The sequence below is a fragment of the Dyella sp. AtDHG13 genome (assembly GCF_003201105.1).
GTDB classification, from domain to species: Bacteria; Pseudomonadota; Gammaproteobacteria; order Xanthomonadales; family Rhodanobacteraceae; genus Dyella; species Dyella jiangningensis_B.
The window spans coordinates 15743-33372 of record NZ_QICJ01000010.1; the positions used below are offsets into that span (position 1 = coordinate 15743).

Consider the following 17630-nt stretch of genomic DNA (forward strand, 5'->3'; position numbering starts at 1 on the left):
CTAGGGCCGATGCTGGACGCGCGGCAGCACCCAGCGCCAGCGCGGACGCAGGTTCGCCGCATCCATGCGGCGGCCTCGGGTGAGCGGCGTGCGGCGCAGCGTGGATGCGATGCGCACCGCGCTGCTGCGAAGCGCGAGATCCATGCCGTGATGTCGCGCTTCCAGCCCGAGCGAACGCGCGACGGCGCCGCCGTGCAGCGTGCATGCGCCATCGCCAGGCAGGCCGCATTGCCCCATGATCGTGGCGACGCCTTCCAGCGGTTCGATGGCGCTGAGCGTGATCAGCGACATGTCGAACGATGATCCGCACAGAACGGATGCCAGCATCACGCCGTCTTCCTCGTGCAGGCAGAGCCGGCCAGGCATCGCGGCATGGGATTCGCGCATCGATGCGAGCGACAGCGGGCAGGGCGCGCTGTCTCGCGTGACGACCTCGGCGATACGCGCGACGCGTCCATCGCCGGTCACGATGACGTTGCCCAGCAAGGCAGGGCCCGCGAGCGGCGCGGGCATCCGGTAGAAATCGCGGGGCAGGATCAGCCAGGGATTGGCGCGCACCAGCAGGCTGATGCGCCAGTCCTTGAGCAGCGCCAGTAAACGTTCCTGAAGGTAAGCCTGGTCGACGTGCGGCGTGCGCCTTTCCAGATCCATCACCGCGCCTCGGAGCATGCCCGTTGCGGGCAGTCCGCGCCGCAGTTGCATGCCCATGCGGGCCCTGAGTGCGCGAACTTCCAGCTCGATGCTCAGGCGGCTCATGCGGCACTCAGGGAGGCGAGGCCTCGCCGGCGCTGGCGATGTCCTCGGCCCGGTGGCTCTTGAAGATGTCCTTGACCAGCGAGCGCTGCTCGCCCGTATTCACATGTACCGAGATGAGGATGTTCCCCTCGCGCACCTTGGCGTCGTAGCGCTTGGCCTCGAACTCCGGCATGCCCATGCCGACCAGGCCGCCGATGATGCCGCCGGCGGCGCCGCCCACGGCCGCGCCGCTGAGCGCCGCCATGATCGGTCCGGCGGCGATGAAGGGGCCAAGCCCCGGAATGGCCAGGGTGCCGATGCCGGCGAGCCAGCCGATCACCGCGCCCACGCCCAGCCCGGCGACGCCACCGGTGGTGGCTCCTTCGGGCGCCTTGGTGTTGTGCTCGTGGGCGAAATCCTTGGTGCCGCGATTGTCAGGCAGCAAGGCGGAAATCGCGTCGCTCGTGAAGCCCTTTTCCCTGAGGTCAAGCACGATGCTTTCGGCCTGCTCGGGTGTGTTCACGATGCAATAGACGGAGTCTTTCATGGTGGTCTCCTGGGGCTTAGGGCTTCACTTCAAGTTCGTTCGTCACCTGGCCGACGCCGGCGGTGGCACGCACGATGCTCTCGATCTTTGTTTTCTCTTCCGCGCTGTGAACCGGGCCGCGCAGCGTCACTGCACCGTCGGTGACGATGACCTTGACGTTATGGCCGTAGGTGGACAGCGAGGAATCCTTGGTGATGGCGCGCCGGATCGTGGCGGCGAGCTTCACGTCGCTCTTGTCGTTGGGCTGCGCGGAGCTGGTCTGCGACGCGCCGGAACGATCCCTGACGTTGGTCGCGGTGTTGTCAGCGGCATGCGGCGATGCGGCGGGCGAGGGCGCGTCCTGCGCATGGAGCAAGGTCGCGGGAAGATATATGGCAAACGCAAGCAGGGTAGACCGCAAAACGTGGGCGATCATGGGTGTCCCTCAACGAGAAGTCGTGGTGGTTGGATGGTTGGGGCCGTTGCGTGAACCGGTCGTGCAACTTGCGCGTGCGAAGAATCAAGCGCCGGAAAGATTTCGGCGGGCTTCATCTTCATCGCCACGGCGAAAGGCGACGCCGTCACGCCAAGGAAACACGCCGGCGACAGGACATGGATGTCGCACGAGGCAACGTCGCTTGCATCTTCCCTGGACAGCGAGCGACGGCGCCATGTGTGGCATCGATGAACCGCAATCCGCCGATCGCAGGCGCGTTATCCAGCACACGTCCGCCGGTCTTGCCGCCGCGTTGGCCTGGTCAGCGTTGCCGCTGACAGCACAGGCGTCGGAAAGAGTTTCATCGTCGAGTGCGCCCACGGATCCCCGGCAGGGATTTCCGTTACCGCCTTTCAAGGCGCAGAGCCAGCCCTGGCCGGGCTTGGCCGGGCGCATGGAGCCCGTGCCGGATCATGGCGAAAACAGCTATCGCGGGCATGGCCTGCTGACGGGCCGCAAGGCGCTGATCACCGGCGGCGATTCCGGCATCGGGCGTGCCGCGGCGATTGCCTATGCGCGCGAAGGCGCGGACGTGGCCATCAACTATCTTCCCGCCGAAGAGGACGACGCCAGGGCCGTGGTGGAGCTGATCCGCAAGGCGGGACGAAAAGCGGTCGCCTTGCCGGGCGATCTGCGCGACGAAGCTTTCTGCACGTCGCTGCCGCAGCGCGCGTCGAAGGAAATGGGCGGCCTGGACATCGTGGTGAGCAATGCCGCGCGCCAGCAGAGCCATGACTCGATCCTCGAGATCGACAGCACAGCCTTCGACTGGACGCTCAAGACCAACCTTTACGCGATGTTCTGGCTGGTCAAGGCGGCGATTCCGCTGATGCCCGCGGGCAGCGCCATCGTGTGCACCGCCTCCGTGAATGCCTATGATCCTTCGGAGAACCTGCTGGATTATTCCATCACCAAGGCGGGCATCGTGGCGTTCGTCAAAAGCCTCGCCAAGCAGATGTCGCACCGGGGCATCCGCGTGAACGCGGTCGCTCCCGGGCCGTTCTGGACGCCCTTGCAGGTCAGCGGCGGGCAGACGCAGAAGAACCTCGAGAAGTTCGGCGCGGATACGCCACTCGGCCGTCCGGGACAACCCGCCGAACTCGCGCCCATCTATGTGCTGCTGGCATCGTCGGCGGCGACATACGTGACGGGGCAGGTGTACGGCGCCTCGGGTGGCCGGGGACAGCCCTGACCGCGACGCCGCATGAGCGTCGTGCGCTACCTCGGCTTGCTCATTCTGATGGTCGGAGTGTTCATCGCGCTGCTCGTCGCGTCGGGCTGGCGGCCGCCGTATCGATACAATCCGTGGGCGCGATTGGACTTGCGCGCCGAGCCTGACTGGCTGACCCGGTTCCGGCTCTATCGCTTGCAGCACCACAATGATCAGTGCCTTGCCGCGTTGGCGCAGGCGGGCGCGGAATATCGCGCGGTTTCTGATCGGCCACTGGTCGATGGCTGCGGCTGGCAGGGCACCGTGATGTTGCGCGGCACCGGCCAAGCGACGCTCGCCACGCCCACGGTAGTGACGTGCCCGCTGGCGGCGTCGCTAGTGATGCTGGATGCGCACGTGCTGCAGCCGCGCGCGGCGTCGACCTTCGGCAGCCCGGTCGCGGTGATCGAGCACGTCGGCAGCTACAGCTGCCGCAACATCCGTGGCGACGACGGCAGCGCCCTGAGCAGCCACGCGCGCGCAGAGGCGATCGACATCACGGGCTTCCGCCTGAAGAACGGCCACGATATCAGCGTGATGCGCGACTGGAAGCGCTCCGTGAGCGGCGCCTTCCTGCATCAGATCCAGGCGCAGTCATGCGGATATTTCGGCGTGGCGCTCGGGCCCGACTACAACGCAGCGCACGCGGGCCATTTCCATCTGCAGGCCGGCGCCATGGGCTGGTGTCGCTGAACGAACGGCAGAGTCCGGTCACATCGTGGAGACACGAAGCCGACGAACCGGGCATGACCGCCGGGCCATGCTGGGCCAAGGCCAAAACGGGATCATGCGATGAAACAGACCGTGTCCGACTTCATGCTCGAGCGCCTCTCCGCCTGGAAGGTCAGGCGCGTGTTCGGTTATCCAGGCGACGGCATCAATGGCTTGATGGGCGCCATGGGTCGCGCATCGGAGCGTTTCGACTACGTGCGCGTGCGCCACGAGGAAATGGCGGCCTTCATGGCCTGCGCCCATGCCAAGTTCACCGGCGAGGTCGGCGTGTGCATGGCCACGTCCGGCCCGGGCGCCATCCATCTGCTCAACGGGCTTTACGACGCGCGCATGGATCACATGCCGGTGCTGGCCATCGTGGGCCAGCAGCCGCGCAATGCGCTGGGCAGCGACTATCAGCAGGAGGTGGACCTGCACACCTTGTACAAGGACGTCGCGCGCTACGTGGAAGTGGTCAACACGCCGGCGCAGGCCCGGCACGTGCTGGATCGCGCGCTGCGCATCGCCACTGCGGAACGCACGGTGTGCTGCGTGATCGTGCCGAACGACGTGCAGGAGCTGGAGGCCGTCACCAGCCCGCCGCGTGCGCATGGCGACGTGTATTCGGGCATTGGCGCGGCGGTGTCGCAGCCGGTGCCGTCCGATGCGGATGTGGATCGCGCGGCGGCCATCCTCAATGAAGGCAAGCGCGTGGCGATCCTGGTCGGCGCGGGCGCGCTGGGCGCCAGCGGCGAAGTGCAGGCGGTGGCCGAGCGCCTGGGCGCCGGCGTGGCGAAGGCCCTGCTGGGCAAGGCCGTGCTGCCCGACGCGCTGCCTTATGTCACCGGCTCCATCGGCCTGCTGGGCACCAAGCCCAGCTGGGACATGATGAACGACTGCGACACCTTGCTGATGGTGGGCACGACGTTCCCGTACTCGGAGTTTCTTCCGAAGGATGGACAGGCGAGGGCGGTGCAGATCGACCGGTCGCCCGACAACGTGTCCATGCGCTACGCCACCGAAGTGAACCTGATCGGCGACAGCGCCCAGGTGCTCAGCCGCCTGCTCACGCGACTGGAACCGAAGCAGGATCCCGAGTGGCGCGAACGCATCGAGTTGAACGTGCGCAAGTGGTGGCGTTCGCTGGAATCGGCGGCGGAAGAGCCGGCCGACCCCATCAATCCGCAGAAGATCTTCCACGAGCTTTCCAAGGTGCTGCCAGACAGGGCGATCATCTGCGGCGATTGCGGTTCGCACACTAACTGGTACGCGCGCGACGTCAAGATGCGCGACGGCATGATGGCCTCCCTGTCGGGCAAGCTCGCCACCATGGGCAGTGGCGTGCCGTATGCCATCGCCGCCAAGATGGCCCATCCCGACCGGCCGGTGCTGGCCATCGTGGGCGATGGCGCCATGCAGATGAACGGCAACGCCGAACTGGTGACGGTGAAGCAGTACTGCAAGGACTGGAGCAATCCCTGTTTCGTGGTGATGGTGCTGGTCAACCGCGACCTGAACCAGGTGACGTGGGAACAGCGCGCGCTGGCCGGCGACCCCAAGTTCGCGCCGGCGCAGGATGTGGAGGATTTCCCCTATGCAGCCTATGGTGACCTGCTCGGCTTCGAAGGCATCAAGGTCGATCGGCCGGAAGATGTCGCCGATGCGTGGCGCGCCGCGTTCGCCGCGGATCGGCCGGTGGTGATCGAGTTCGCCGCCGATCCCAACGTGCCGCCGCTGCCGCCGCACATCACGCTGGCGCAGGCCAAGGCCTATGCCATGGCGCTGATGCGCGGCGATGTCGATCGCACAGGCGTGATCCGCCAGACGGTGCGCGAGGTGCTTTCCTGATCCAGCGGGTTGCAGTGCCGGCCGCGATGCCTGGAACTACGGCCGGCACTGTGTCGGGTTGCTGCGCGATTACGCCAAGGTGCGTACCTTCGGCTCCCGATCCCACTGGCGTGTCTTGGCGGCCGCGATGAAGTCGTCGACGGCCTCGGCCTGCACCACGCCGGCGTCTTCCATCACGCCCGCCGCTTCGAGCAGCGCCTGCGCGCCCGCGTCGGCGGCGATGGCTTTCAGATGGCCAAACGCATCGCGCACGAAATCGACTGCCGCGGCTTCGCGGGCCAGCCGCTGTCCCGCCTCCTTGCCGAGCAGCACGGCCACTGCGTCGAAGACCACGGAAGGCGTGCCGGCGAGTTGGCCATCCGCCGTGATCGCGTCGCCGCCTTCCAGTGTCACGCCGATCTTCGGTGCGACCAGCTTGACCGTCGCACCGGCGGCCTTGGCGGCCTTGCGGATGGCTTCGATGGCCTGCGCATCGGAGCCATCGTCCACCAGGATGCCGACGCATCGGCCCTCCAGGGTGTCCTTCATCCTGCCGATGATCTGCAAGGCGGGCGAGGGCGGCTGGTCGCGGGCTTCCACGGCGGTGGGCGGCGCATCGGGCAGCCGCTTGAGGCCCAGTCCATCGGCCACGCGCTGCGCGAGTTCGGGGTCCACATGCCGCAGCTGGCCGACCACGGCCTCGCGCACGTGCGGGGTGCCGACCTTGGAGAGTTCGAACACCAGCGCCGACGCCATGTGCGTCTGCTCGACGGGCGTCTGGCTGCGGAAGAACAGCCGAGCCTGGCTGTAGTGATCGGCGAAGCTGGCCGCGCGAACACGCCCCTTCTGTCCATCGTCGCTGTGCACGGATGCGCTGCGGAAACCGGACGCGACTTCCCGCGGCGTATCCTTCTGCAAGGAGCTGGGCTCGTAGTTCACCCGGCCTGCGGGAACCTGCATTTGCGTATGACCGTCGCGCTGCAGGTTGTGCATGGGACACTTGGGCGCGTTGACGGGTATCTGGTTGAAGTTGGGCGAGCCCAGGCGCAATAGCTGCGTATCCAGATAGGAGAACAAACGCCCCTGCAGCAGCGGGTCGTTGGAGAAATCGATGCCCGGCGGCACGTTCGCTGGACAGAAGGCGACCTGTTCCGTCTCGGCGAAGAAGTTGTCCGGCCAGCGATCCAGCACCATCTTGCCGATCACGGTGAGCGGCACGGTCTCCTCGGGAATCAGCTTGGTCGCGTCGAGGTGGTCGAAGGGAAAGGCCTGCGCTTCTTCCTCGGTGAACAGCTGCACGGCGAGATCCCACTCGGGATGCTGGCCGCTCTCGATGGCCTCGAACAGGTCGCGCCGCAGGAAATCGTTGTCGGCCGCCTGCAGCTTGACGGCCTCGTCCCATACGGTCGATTGCATGCCCAGGCGCGGCCGCCAGTGGAACTTCACGAAGGTGGACGTGCCGTCGCTGCGCACCAGCCGGAAGCTGTGCACCCCGAAGCCCTCCATCATGCGGAACGAGCGCGGAATGGCGCGGTCGCTCATCGCCCACATGATCATGTGCATCGACTCGGGCATCAGCGACACGAAATCCCAGAACGTGTCGTGCGCGGTGGCGGCCTGCGGAAAGCCGCGATCCGGTTCCATCTTCACCGCGTGCACCAGGTCGGGAAACTTGATCGCGTCCTGGATGAAGAACACCGGGATGTTGTTGCCCACCAGATCCCAGTTGCCCTCCTTGGTATAGAACTTGACGGCGAAGCCGCGCACGTCGCGCGGCGTGTCGACCGAACCCGCGCCGCCGGCCACGGTGGAGAAGCGCGCGAAGACGGGCGTCTTCACGCCCACTTCGGTAAGGATCCTGGCGTCGGTGTAGTCGGCCAGCGAGCAGGTGAGCTCGAAGTGGCCGTGCGCCGCCGAGCCGCGCGCGTGCACGATGCGCTCGGGAATACGCTCGTGATCGAAATGCGTGATCTTCTCGCGCAGCACGAAATCTTCCAGCAGCGTCGGCCCGCGCGGCGTGGCGCGCAACGAATTCTGGTTGTCGGAGATCGGGATGCCCTGGTTGGTGGTCAGCGGCGGGTGCTTGCCCGTGGCCTGTTCATGCAGCTCGTCGGCCTCTCCGCGTAGCGTGGACGTGTCGTGCTTCAGCGCTTTCTTCTGAGTCATGGGATCTCTCCGCAGGCGTGAGGTGGGGGACACCCGATGCTCGGCGAGGCGGCGTGAATCCGTTGGGTGAAGTGCGCCAGCACGTGGTGAAGCGGACGACGGGCCGTGGATGAGCCCGCTTGACGTATCGGACATGAACGGACCACGCGCCACGCACTTCGTATTCACATCGGTCTGACGCCGGTGGGGCTCTATTCGGATCTCGACATCGCTGAACAGAGGCAGGCGACGACATGGCTGGTTCCAAGCGCGGCCCCGGGGCAGGTTCGGTCATCATGATCGACGATGACAAGGTGATGGCGCGGGCGGCCGGCGACTACCTGGAGATCCAGCAGTACTGCGTCGACTATGCCTACGACGGCATCACGGGTTTTCACCTCGCTGAAATCAACGAATACGACGCCATCATCCTCGACGGGTCGATGCCCGGCATGGATGGCCTTGAAGTGTGCCGCCGGCTGCGCCGCGAGAACAAAAGCTCCGCGCCCATCATCATGCTCACCGGCCGTTCCAGCCTGGACGAGAAGGTGCGTGCCTTCGAGGCCGGCGCGGACGACTACCTGTGCAAGCCCTTCGACCTGCGCGAACTGAACGGCCGGCTCAAGGCGCTCATACGCCGCGCCAGGCAACAGGTGTCGCGCAGCGTGCTGCGCGTGGCGGACCTCGAATTCGACACCGGCACGCTCACCGTGCGCCGCGCCGGCCAACTGCTCGAACTCACGCCGGTGGCGATGCGCATACTTGGCGTGCTGATGCGCGAATCGCCCAGGCTGGTTGCCCGGCAGCGCATCGAGCACGAGGTATGGGGTGACGAGCTGCCCGATTCGGACACGCTGCGCTCGCACCTGTACGTACTGCGTTGCGCCATCGACCGGCCGTTCGGCAATCCCCTGCTGCATACCGTAGCGTCGTACGGCTATCGCCTGTGCGACCTCTCGGCCGAGGGCGTGGCTGCCGTCCAGCACTGAGTGCCGGCGCGTCACTTCCGCGCGGCGCTCAGCTCGCCGCCGAACGGTGCCGCAGCAGCATGCGCACCTTGGTGAGCAAGTCGCCCATGTCGAAGGGCTTGATCAGGACGTTGGTGCGCTCGTCCACGTAGTCGCGATGGATGAGTTCGCTGTCGACGTAGCCCGTCATCAGGATCACCCGCAGCCGCGGAAAACGCTTGCGCGCCTCGCGGCACAGGTCGTAGCCATCGAGCTCCGGCAGGTCGATGTCGGAGATCAGCAGATCCCAACTGGGGCAGGCGGCGAGCGTCAGCAGCGCTTCGCGGCCGGTCGCCGCCTCGAAGACCTGGCAGCCGAGTTGCACCAGCCGGCCGGCCATGGAGCGGCGCACCGTGTCGTCGTTCTCCACGATAAGCACGCGCAGGCCTTCCAGCTCCTGTTCCGTGGGCTGGGCGGCGCGTTGCTCCGTCGACGGTTCCGTTACTGCGCTGGGGAAATACAGCGACACTCGCGTGCCGCGCCCGACGATGCTCTTGATCTCCATCGAGCCGCCATGCTGCGCGGTGAAGCCGGAAACCATGGCGAGCCCGAGGCCGGTGCCCTGTCCCTGCGCCTTGGTGGTGAAGAAGGGTTCGCAGGCGCGGCGAACGGTTTCCTCGTCCATGCCGTGGCCGTTGTCGATCACGCTGATCTCGACCATGGCCGGTGCAGCCGTCGGCCCGTCGTCCGCCGGGCACCTGCAACTCTTGAGGATCAGCGTGCCCTTGCCCTTCATCGCGTCGCGCGCGTTGATCGCGAGGTTGAGCACCGCGCTCTCCAATTGGCCACTGTCGCAGGCAATCGGCGGAAGGTCGGGTTCGATGTCCAGTTGCAGCGAAATGCCGTCGCCGAGCACGCGCGTCAGCACGTCCTTCAGTGATTCGAGCAGCGTGCCGACCGGCGTGTGATGGTGGCCGCCCTGGCGCCGCGCCATGCCCAGCAGGCGCTGGGTCAGGCCGCCGGCGCGCTTGGCGGCTTCCAGCGCCACGGACAGATACTGCTCGCTCTTCTCCGGAACGTTTCGCTCCAGGTACACCGAGGCGATCTCCAGCGAACTGATGATGCCCTGCAGCGCGTTGTTGAAATCGTGGGCGATGCCGCCGGTGAGCTGCCCGATGGCTTCCACTTTCTGCGCATGCGCGATCTGCTCATGGGCCTCGCGCAGGCGTTGCTCCAGGCGATGCTGTTTGGTGACGTCGCGCACGATGCAGGCGAAGCCCAGCACGTCGCCCTGGCTGTCCTGCACCGCCTCCAGCGTGAGGCAGGCGGGAAACTGGCTGCCGTCGCCGCGCAGCAGTTCGGTCTCGTACTCGACCCGGCCCGCGCGAGCGGCGCGTTCCAGCAGGCGGGCGGGCTGGTTTCGCTGCCGGTCGTGTTCGGGAAAGAAGATGTCGTAGTGCTGGCCTTCGATGTCGTCGGGATGGAACAGCGTCATGCGTTGCGCGCCCAGGTTCCAGTCGAGGATCATGCCCTGCTTGTCGAGCATGCAGATGAGGTGATCGGCGACGGCGTTCACGAACAGACGGAAGCGGCGCTCGCTCTGGCGAAGGCGTTCCTGCGCGTCGCGCGCGCCGCTGCGGTCGCACACGATCACCACCAGGCCATGAACCCGGTCCTCGAACGATTGCAACGGCTCGACCGTGATCGTGGCGCGGAAGTGCCGGCCTTCGCGCCGGCGCAGATCCACGTCGGTCAACACGCTCTTGCGGCTTTGCGCGGCGTCGCGCAAGGCGCGCACCAGGGCGTGGCGATGGCTGGCGTCGGGGGCATAGAGTGAGAGGAAGTCGCGTCCGATCAGCTCCTCGTCACCCGGCGAGCCGAACATCACGCCTTCCATGTTGCACGCGAGTACGCGCCCCCGTGGGCTGAGCAGATAGATCGCGTATTGGCGGTTGTATCCCCGAATGGCGGGCGGATGTGGCATGTCGACCTATGCCCCGCGTTTTGCACCACATGCGCCGGGCCGGGGCGGAACGGTGATGCCGGCCGGGTGCGGTGGTCGAACGTGCAAAGGCGCGGGCCTGCTTGGAGAAGTCCCGACCTTGGCTTCTGGTATGTCGTCATCTTGTGAAAGCGGGCGCACAACCTGAACGCACACGGCGCCTATTCGCCGGCTTCCGGTGCGTTCTTCCTGGATCGGCGCTTGGCGATGTCCGCCATGTGGCGGCGATCCTCGCTTACCGCGCTGCCGCCCTTTCGACCGGCGGCGCGCGCCTCTTCGCTGCTGAAGCGATGCGCGCGGCCGGCCTGGTGCGCCGCGCGTCCGCCCGCGCTGGACACTTCACGCTGGCGTTCCGGATCCATCGCGGCGAATCCACGCGGCGGCGACGGCTTGCTGGGATCGGTCATAAGGCTCTCCAACGAAGGGTGTACTGAAGGAGGGCAACATTCATGCCATCGCCATTCATTCGCGCCGATGCGTTTTCGCACGGCGCGCGATACGCGCGGCACGCCAAGCCATGATGGGCTGCGTGCTCATGCCATGCAGCGTCACGCTGACCACCACCAGGGTAACTACCCATTGCGCGAGCTGCGTGGCCGCGGCGCGATCCAGCCCGTGCGTGGCCGCATACACGACGTAGTAGAGGCTGCCGATGCCGCGAATGCCCAGCCAGCCGAGAATGACGCGCCTGGCGCGCGGCAGGCCGCATTGCGTGGTCGATACGAACACCGACAGCGGCCGTATGACGAAGAACAGGATGAAGGCCAGCACCAGGCCCTCGACACTGAAGTACGTCGCGAAGGCCACGCCAAGCAACACGATCAGGCAGGCGGCGATGATTCTTTCCAGCGTGTCGCCCAGCGTGAGCGCATCCGACACGACCAGGCCGATGGACGTGGCGGGCTCCGCCACCTGTTCCGGCTCGCGCCTGTGTGGATTGACCAGCACCTCGGCAGGCGGATGGATGGGTTGCTCCGGCGCCTGCGGGCTGGGATGGCGCGACACAATGCGCCACTCCGTGTGGCGCAGTCCCAGACCCGCCGCGAAGGCGGCAAGAAATGCCGATGCGTGCAAATATTGCGCGATCGCATAGGTGAGCACGAGCAGCGATAGCGCGAGCAGATCGCTCGGCGCGGTGTCCTGGCTCATCGCCCGCAGGCGAACGGCCATGCTGCCGAGCAGGCGGCCCAGGCCGTAGCCGATCAGCACGCCCGCGGGGATAGCCCACACGACATCGGGCAGCAGCCAGTGCGAGAGCAGTTTCATGTCGCCCGGCGCCGTATGCATCAGGGCGAGGCCGAGCAGGAGCAAGGGCAGGGCGGCGCCGTCGTTGATGCCCGCCTCGCCGGAAAGCGTCACGCGCAGCGCATCGTCGTCCGCCGCGTCGCCAACGGAAACGAGGCTGGCGAGCACGGGATCGGTGGGCGCCACGGCCGCGCCCAGCACCAGGGCCATCGGCCACGATGCGCCGAGCAGGTAATGCGCGACCGCCGCGGTGAGTGCAATCGTCAGCACCATGGCGGGTACCGCCAGGCGCAGCGCCGCTTGCCACGGCGCGCCGTGCCAGAGCACGCGCAGCTTCAGGCCGCCGATGAACAGCGACACCACCAGGGCAGCTTCCGCCACGCGCTCCACGAAGCGCGCGTGCTCCACCAGGTCGATCGACGCCGCATTCGCCACCCACGGGCCAATGAGCACGCCCGCGGCCGCGTAGAGCGCGAACGGCGTAAGCGGCGTCCTGCGCATCCATCCGCCCACCAGTGACGTGGGCAGCAGCAGGACGCCCGCGAGAAGTAGCCATGCGGTGATGCTCACGTTGCCACCTCGTTGTCCGCGCGTATTCGCCAGCCGTGCAAATCACGCTGCCATCGCAGCCGTTCCCGACAAGTGATGGCAAGGCGTTGGCGGTGTATAGGCGGCGTGCGGATGGCGTGGATCGACATAACCTTGCCGAACGCTTGACTTCGGCGCGTCTAGCCTGCGCCCCATCGTTTCGATCTGGGCCTGGTTATGAAGACGCGACATGTGTACAGCGCGCCCGATCTCGCGGCGGCACGATCCGCCATGGATGCCGCGCGACGCGCCGGCGTGGACAACGACGCGATCTCGCTCATCGCGCGTTCGGACATCGAACTGGAAACCGTCCCCGACGAACGCAAGGTGGTCGAGGGCGATTTCTATCCCGCCGCCATTCGTGGCGTCACGGGTGGCGCGGTGGTCGGCCTGCTTGCGGGCCTGGTCGCGGTGGCGGTGCCGCCACTGGGGCTCACGCTGGCGGGCGTCGGCATGACTACGCTCGCGGGTGCGGCGGTGGGTGGCTGGGCCACGGCCTTGGCTGGCTCGGCGGTGCCCGACCCGGTGCGTCGCGAGTTCGAGGGCGAGATCGAGCAGGGCCGCATCCTGGTCGTGCTCGATGCGGAGAAAAACGTGCTCGAACGCGCCGACGCAGCCGTGCAACAGGCCGGCGTGCGTCGCATGCCGTTCGACAAGCCCACGGTGATGACCTGACCCACGCAGCGGACCGAACAGACATGACGCCCTTGGACAAACCACTACGACGCCAGGTCACCATCGAAGGCAAGACCTATACGTTGGTGCTCGATGCCCTCGGCCTGAAGCTGATGCCGCGCGGCCACCGCAAGGGCCAGGAGCTGTCGTGGAAAGACATCGCCAGCGGCGACGCCGCCATCGCCTCGGCGCTTCGCGCCTCGGTTCGGCACGACTAGCCCTGAGCACTCGCGTTGCGCGGCCGATCCCTCATCCATTGATCGGCTCGTCGGGATACTTCTCGCGCGGGTTCGGCGAATCGGCGCCGGGGCGGTCCACGGCCATCAGGCGGTCGAGCCGGATATGGTTCTCCACGTCCTGCACGCCGCTGGCATGCGCGGCGCAGTCTTCGGCCAGGTACTTCATGTAGCGTTCGCCCACCGTGCCTTCCAGCGTGACGATGCCGTCCTGTACGCTGACTTCCAGCCGGCTCGCGTCGAGCCACGGATCGAGCATCAGCGCTTCGCAGATATCGTCGCGAATGCGTTCGTCGGAACGACGATAGCCCTTGGGCCCCTTGCCCAGGTGCGGCCCCTGGCCCATGCGCGTGGAAGGACGCGACGTGGCATCGGCCGGCCGGCCATAGCTCATGGCGGGGCCGCGGCCCTGTCGCATGGAGCGCGGACCGGCGTCGCCCTGGCCCTGACCATAGCCGGCGTAGCCTTGCGCATAGCCGCTGGTTTCGTCCTCGTCCACGTCGGGGCCAAACGTGTTGTCGTCGCTGCGGAAGGAAGGGTAGCCGCGCGAACGGAAGGGATCGTCGTTCCACGATGATCCGGCACGCGGTCCGCGCCGTCCCTGGTTTTCGTTCATGCCCTGGAACGGGCGCGACGGCTGGCGAAACAGGCGCGACTGGTCCCACGCGCTCACGTCTCGCCGGGTTCCTTCGTCGCGTTCACGCATGCCGCCTCGTCGCGGGGTATCTCTCCAGGGCGGGGCGTAACCCGAGGTATCGCTGGCGTAGACGTCGTCGTAGTCAGAGGGCCAGGTATCGCGATTCATGACGATTCTCCACACGGCAGACAAGGGTGATGAAAGCGAGCAAACCCTGTGCCACGCCCTTGCGCGGCGCACGCGCACGGCGAGCGTTCCGTTACGGCGGCAATAATTGCCGATGGCGGCAGCTCTTTCCGCCGCACCGTGCCTGAAGCGAGACGCGACCTTGCCATGAGGTTGATGGCACGCACACGCCGCGAACGCTATTACTGGTGGCGTTCAGACTTGGGAATCTGTCATCGCCATGAACAGCCCCGCACGCGAAGCCATGGTGGATCGCGACATCGTCCGTCGTGGCATCCGGCATCCCCGCGTGCTCAATGCCATGCGCCGCGTGGACCGCTCGCGCTTCGTGCCCGACATGCTGCGCGACCGTGCGTACGACGATACGGCGCTCGCCATCGGGCACGGACAGACCATCTCGCAGCCCTATGTGGTCGCGCTGATGGCGGAAGCGGCCTACGTGACCGCCGAGGACCGCGTGCTGGAGGTCGGCACGGGTTCGGGCTATGGCGCCGCCATCCTGGGCGAACTCGCCGCGCGCGTGGATACCATCGAGCGCATTCCCGAACTCGCCGCGCAAGCCAGCGAGCGACTGCGCCACGCCGGCTATCGCAACGTGCATTGCCACCAGGGCGACGGCACGCTAGGCGATGAGCGGCACGCGCCCTTCGACGTGATCATTTCCACGGCGGCCGGCCCTGGCATACCGATGTCATGGCAGGAGCAGCTGTCCATCGGCGGGCGCGTGGTGATGCCCATCGGCGACCGCGCGGGAACGCAGCGATTGGTGCGATTGACCCGCCGCACCGAAAACACCTACGACGAGGAGGACCTGGGCGCGGTGCGGTTCGTGCCCCTGATCGGCGAGCATGCGTGGCCGAACGAAGGCGAGCGCGCGGTGCCTGGGCAATCGGCCCTGTCGGCGCTTATCGCGAGCCACGCGGTGCGCTTGCCGGATCCGTGGCGTGGCGAGTTCGGCGTCGCATTCGACCGCTTCGCCGACGCGGACGTGATCCTGCTGGGCGAGTCCACGCACGGCACGTCGGAGTTCTATCGGGCCCGTGCCTCCATCACGCGCCGGCTGGTGGAGGCGCATGGCTTCAGCATCATCGCCGTGGAGGCCGACTGGCCGGACGCCAGCGTGATCAACCGCTACATCCTCGGCCAGGAGCCGCGGGGCGAGCCCGCCGTGCCGTTCGCGCGCTTTCCGTCGTGGATGTGGCGCAACGAGGAGATGTCCGAGCTGGTGCGCTGGCTGCGCGCCTACAACGCCACCGTTCCTTCGGCCAGGCGCGTGCAGTTCCGCGGGCTCGACATCTACAGCCTGCATGCCTCGATCGACGAGGTGCTGCGCTATCTCGATGCGCACGATGCCCAGGCCGCGGCCGAGGCGCGGCAGCGCTACGACTGTCTCGCGCCGTGGCAGGGGTCGCCCGCGCGCTACGGCAGCGCCGTGCAGCAAGGCGCGCACGTGGCCTGCGAAGCGCAGGTGGTGGCGCAGCTCGAAAGCCTGCTGAGCCGGCGCATGCAGGCGACCGGCACCGACGACGCCGGCCTGTTCGAGGCCACCGAGAACGCCCGCGTCATCGCCGCGGCCGAGCGTTATTACCGCGCCGTCTATCGCGCGTCGGCGGAGAGCTGGAACCTTCGCGACACGCATATGTTCGAGACGCTCGACCGCCTGCGCCGCGCGTTGCCGCCACCGGCCAAGGCGGTCGTGTGGGCGCACAACTCGCACGTGGGCGACGCGCGCGCCACCGCCATGGCCCACGAACGGGGCGAACACAACCTGGGCCAGCTGTGCCGGCAGCGCTACGGCGAGCGCTGCGTGGCCATCGGTTTCGGCACGCACCAGGGGCACGTGGCGGCGGCATCAGCCTGGGGCGCGGAGCTTGAGATCAAGCCGCTTGCTCCGTCCATCGCGGAGTCGCATGAGCATCACATGCATGGCACGGGCATCGGCCGCTTTCTGCTGGATCTGCGTCCAGGACAGAACCCAGCCTTGAAAACCGCGCTGGACGAAGATCGGCCGGAGCGCTTCGTCGGCGTGATCTATCACCCGGAGACCGAGCGGCGCTCGCACTACATGCGGGCGCGCCTGGCGAGCCAGTTCGATGCGTGGGTCTGGCTGGACCGCACCGGCCCGGTGCAGGCGCTGCCCGCGGTGGAAGGACAAGGTGAAGACGATCTGTTTCCGTTCGCGGTGTAGTGCTGTGCAGGCTGGCTCAGGGCGACTTCGCCTGTTGCTCCGTGCCGTCCTCCAGCGTCGACCGGCACGCATCATGGCCGCACTTGCATACCGGATCGGTGAGGTTGTCGTCCCAGGCCTCTTTGCAATAGCCGCTGCAGAACGCGCCTTGTTCGGCCACCTCGCATTGGCAGGGCCGGTGCTGGCAAGTGATGTTGGTATGGACCATGGCGCTCTCCCGTGGAGTGAATGTGGAGAAAAAGTGGCATGGCCGGCGGCCACGGAAGGTCGACAAATGCGTTGCGGCGCGTGATCGGACTCAACCGTCAGGCGCCGTAGCCGAGGACACCGTAATGAACAACGAACTCGACATAGCCCATCTCAATCGCCTGGTCGAAGCTTTGATCGACAGCATGCTCAGCTACGCCAATGCCGCCGACGCCGTGCGGGACGATGCGTACAAGGAGTTCTTCAGCAACCGCAGCGGCGAGCGCGGCAAGGGCGTGGCCATGCTGCAGGCACAGGTCAAGGCGCTGGGCGGCGTGCCCGCCGACGAAGGAACGCTGCGCGGTTCCGTGCGACGCCTTTTCCTCGATCTGCCCAGCGCGTGGAAGCGCGGCATGGCAGCCGTCGAGGAGGAAATGGAGCGCGGCGAGAACCACATCCGCATCATGTTCGAGGCAGCGTTCAACGACAAGCAGCTGTCGCCTTCGACGCTGGTGTGCCTGCAGCAAGTGCACCGTCTCATCGAACTGGGGCGCGAGGACCTGGAACGCTTGCATCAAGCAGACTCATCCACGGCGCCACATCGCGATATTGACACCCCGTAACGCCCGGTTGCCGAAGAATGGCCTTCGGCTCGAACGAAGCGGGAGACGAACATGCGAACGATTCAAGAAGTGATGACGCGTGACGTGAAAGTCATCGGTCCGGAGCAGGCGATGCGTGAAGCGGCCATGACCATGGCGCGGGACGATATCGGCAGCCTGCCGGTGGGCGAGAATGGACGGCTGGTGGGCATGATCACCGACCGCGATATCGCCATCAAGGGCGTGGCCGCGGGCAAGGATGGCGACGCCCCGGTGCGTGACGTGATGAGCGGCGAGGTGCGCTACTGCTTCGAGGACGAGGACATCCTGCACGTGGCCGCCAACATGTCCAGCCTGGGCATTCGCCGCCTGCCGGTGGTCAATCGCGACAAGCAGCTGGTGGGCATCGTGGCGCTCAGCAATATCGTGCAAGGCCACGAGAATGCGCGCGACGCCCTGCTCGAAGGCGTGGCCAAGCCGCATTGACG

General features: G+C 66.8%; 18 protein-coding genes. 9 read left to right on the top strand and 9 right to left on the bottom strand.

Annotation, left to right across the window (positions count from 1 at the left end; genetic code table 11):
- Genes BDW41_RS16325 through BDW41_RS16335 form a run of 3 tightly spaced genes read right to left on the bottom strand, consistent with a single transcriptional unit; the run spans position 1 to position 1697 of the window.
- Complete coding sequence (locus BDW41_RS16325) at positions 1-756, bottom strand: hypothetical protein (RefSeq protein WP_074549270.1); 756 nt, start codon at positions 754-756, stop codon at positions 1-3.
- A gap of 7 nt (positions 757-763) precedes the next feature.
- Positions 764-1282 (bottom strand): hypothetical protein, encoded by a 519-nt coding sequence (locus tag BDW41_RS16330; RefSeq protein WP_074549268.1) that lies wholly within the window; start codon positions 1280-1282, stop codon positions 764-766.
- Between the two features lie 16 nt (positions 1283-1298).
- A complete protein-coding gene (locus BDW41_RS16335; protein WP_083337674.1) occupies positions 1299-1697 on the bottom strand; it encodes a BON domain-containing protein in 399 nt (132 codons plus the stop codon).
- Between the two features lie 442 nt (positions 1698-2139).
- Between BDW41_RS16335 and BDW41_RS16340 the strand changes: the two genes are divergently transcribed.
- From BDW41_RS16340 to BDW41_RS16350, 3 genes are all read left to right on the top strand, one after another.
- Positions 2140-2949 carry an SDR family oxidoreductase gene (locus BDW41_RS16340; RefSeq protein ID WP_233496903.1) on the top strand — a complete coding sequence of 270 codons (810 nt, stop codon included), beginning with the start codon at positions 2140-2142 and terminating at the stop codon, positions 2947-2949.
- Between the two features lie 21 nt (positions 2950-2970).
- On the top strand, positions 2971-3660 hold the full coding sequence (locus BDW41_RS16345; RefSeq protein ID WP_158537005.1) for an extensin family protein: 690 nt from the start codon (positions 2971-2973) through the stop codon (positions 3658-3660).
- Between the two features lie 99 nt (positions 3661-3759).
- Entirely contained in the window at positions 3760-5526 is a 1767-nt protein-coding gene (locus BDW41_RS16350) for a thiamine pyrophosphate-requiring protein (RefSeq protein WP_074549262.1), read from the top strand.
- A gap of 69 nt (positions 5527-5595) precedes the next feature.
- Here the strand turns inward: BDW41_RS16350 and BDW41_RS16355 are convergent, their stop codons facing one another.
- The gene (locus BDW41_RS16355) at positions 5596-7671 is read right to left on the bottom strand and encodes a catalase (RefSeq protein ID WP_074549260.1); all 2076 of its coding nucleotides are present in this window, start codon (positions 7669-7671) and stop codon (positions 5596-5598) included.
- A 233-nt stretch (positions 7672-7904) separates the two neighbouring features.
- Here BDW41_RS16355 and BDW41_RS16360 point away from each other — a divergent pair, with 233 nt between their 5' ends.
- The gene (locus BDW41_RS16360; RefSeq protein WP_074549257.1) at positions 7905-8639 is read left to right on the top strand and encodes a response regulator transcription factor; all 735 of its coding nucleotides are present in this window, start codon (positions 7905-7907) and stop codon (positions 8637-8639) included.
- 28 nt (positions 8640-8667) lie between these two features.
- Here BDW41_RS16360 and BDW41_RS16365 read toward each other — a convergent pair whose 3' ends face one another.
- The 3 genes from BDW41_RS16365 to BDW41_RS16375 all read right to left on the bottom strand — a co-directional run bounded on the left by BDW41_RS16365 (position 8668) and on the right by BDW41_RS16375 (position 12414).
- A complete protein-coding gene (locus BDW41_RS16365; RefSeq protein ID WP_074549255.1) occupies positions 8668-10581 on the bottom strand; it encodes a PAS domain-containing sensor histidine kinase in 1914 nt (637 codons plus the stop codon).
- A 179-nt stretch (positions 10582-10760) separates the two neighbouring features.
- Positions 10761-11006: a KGG domain-containing protein gene (locus BDW41_RS16370; protein ID WP_074549253.1), complete on the bottom strand. Its 246-nt coding sequence runs from the start codon at positions 11004-11006 to the stop codon at positions 10761-10763.
- A 55-nt stretch (positions 11007-11061) separates the two neighbouring features.
- On the bottom strand, positions 11062-12414 hold the full coding sequence (locus BDW41_RS16375; RefSeq protein ID WP_074549251.1) for a cation:proton antiporter: 1353 nt from the start codon (positions 12412-12414) through the stop codon (positions 11062-11064).
- A 195-nt stretch (positions 12415-12609) separates the two neighbouring features.
- Between BDW41_RS16375 and BDW41_RS16380 the strand changes: the two genes are divergently transcribed.
- The gene (locus BDW41_RS16380; RefSeq protein WP_074549249.1) at positions 12610-13107 is read left to right on the top strand and encodes a DUF1269 domain-containing protein; all 498 of its coding nucleotides are present in this window, start codon (positions 12610-12612) and stop codon (positions 13105-13107) included.
- Between the two features lie 23 nt (positions 13108-13130).
- Positions 13131-13325 carry a hypothetical protein gene (locus BDW41_RS16385; protein ID WP_074549247.1) on the top strand — a complete coding sequence of 65 codons (195 nt, stop codon included), beginning with the start codon at positions 13131-13133 and terminating at the stop codon, positions 13323-13325.
- 31 nt (positions 13326-13356) lie between these two features.
- Here the strand turns inward: BDW41_RS16385 and BDW41_RS16390 are convergent, their stop codons facing one another.
- A complete protein-coding gene (locus BDW41_RS16390; RefSeq protein ID WP_083337673.1) occupies positions 13357-14148 on the bottom strand; it encodes a BON domain-containing protein in 792 nt (263 codons plus the stop codon).
- A 238-nt stretch (positions 14149-14386) separates the two neighbouring features.
- Here BDW41_RS16390 and BDW41_RS16395 point away from each other — a divergent pair, with 238 nt between their 5' ends.
- A complete protein-coding gene (locus BDW41_RS16395; protein WP_074549243.1) occupies positions 14387-16354 on the top strand; it encodes a protein-L-isoaspartate(D-aspartate) O-methyltransferase in 1968 nt (655 codons plus the stop codon).
- A 16-nt stretch (positions 16355-16370) separates the two neighbouring features.
- On the opposite strand, the gene BDW41_RS16400 is transcribed toward BDW41_RS16395, so the two are convergent.
- Positions 16371-16562 (bottom strand): hypothetical protein, encoded by a 192-nt coding sequence (locus tag BDW41_RS16400; RefSeq protein ID WP_074549241.1) that lies wholly within the window; start codon positions 16560-16562, stop codon positions 16371-16373.
- Positions 16563-16686: 124 nt separating this feature from the next.
- On the opposite strand from BDW41_RS16400, the gene BDW41_RS16405 reads away from it, so the two are divergent.
- Positions 16687-17163: a PA2169 family four-helix-bundle protein gene (locus BDW41_RS16405; protein WP_074549239.1), complete on the top strand. Its 477-nt coding sequence runs from the start codon at positions 16687-16689 to the stop codon at positions 17161-17163.
- Positions 17164-17214: 51 nt separating this feature from the next.
- Positions 17215-17628 (top strand): CBS domain-containing protein, encoded by a 414-nt coding sequence (locus BDW41_RS16410; RefSeq protein ID WP_074549237.1) that lies wholly within the window; start codon positions 17215-17217, stop codon positions 17626-17628.
- The last annotated feature ends 2 nt before the right edge of the window (positions 17629-17630 follow it).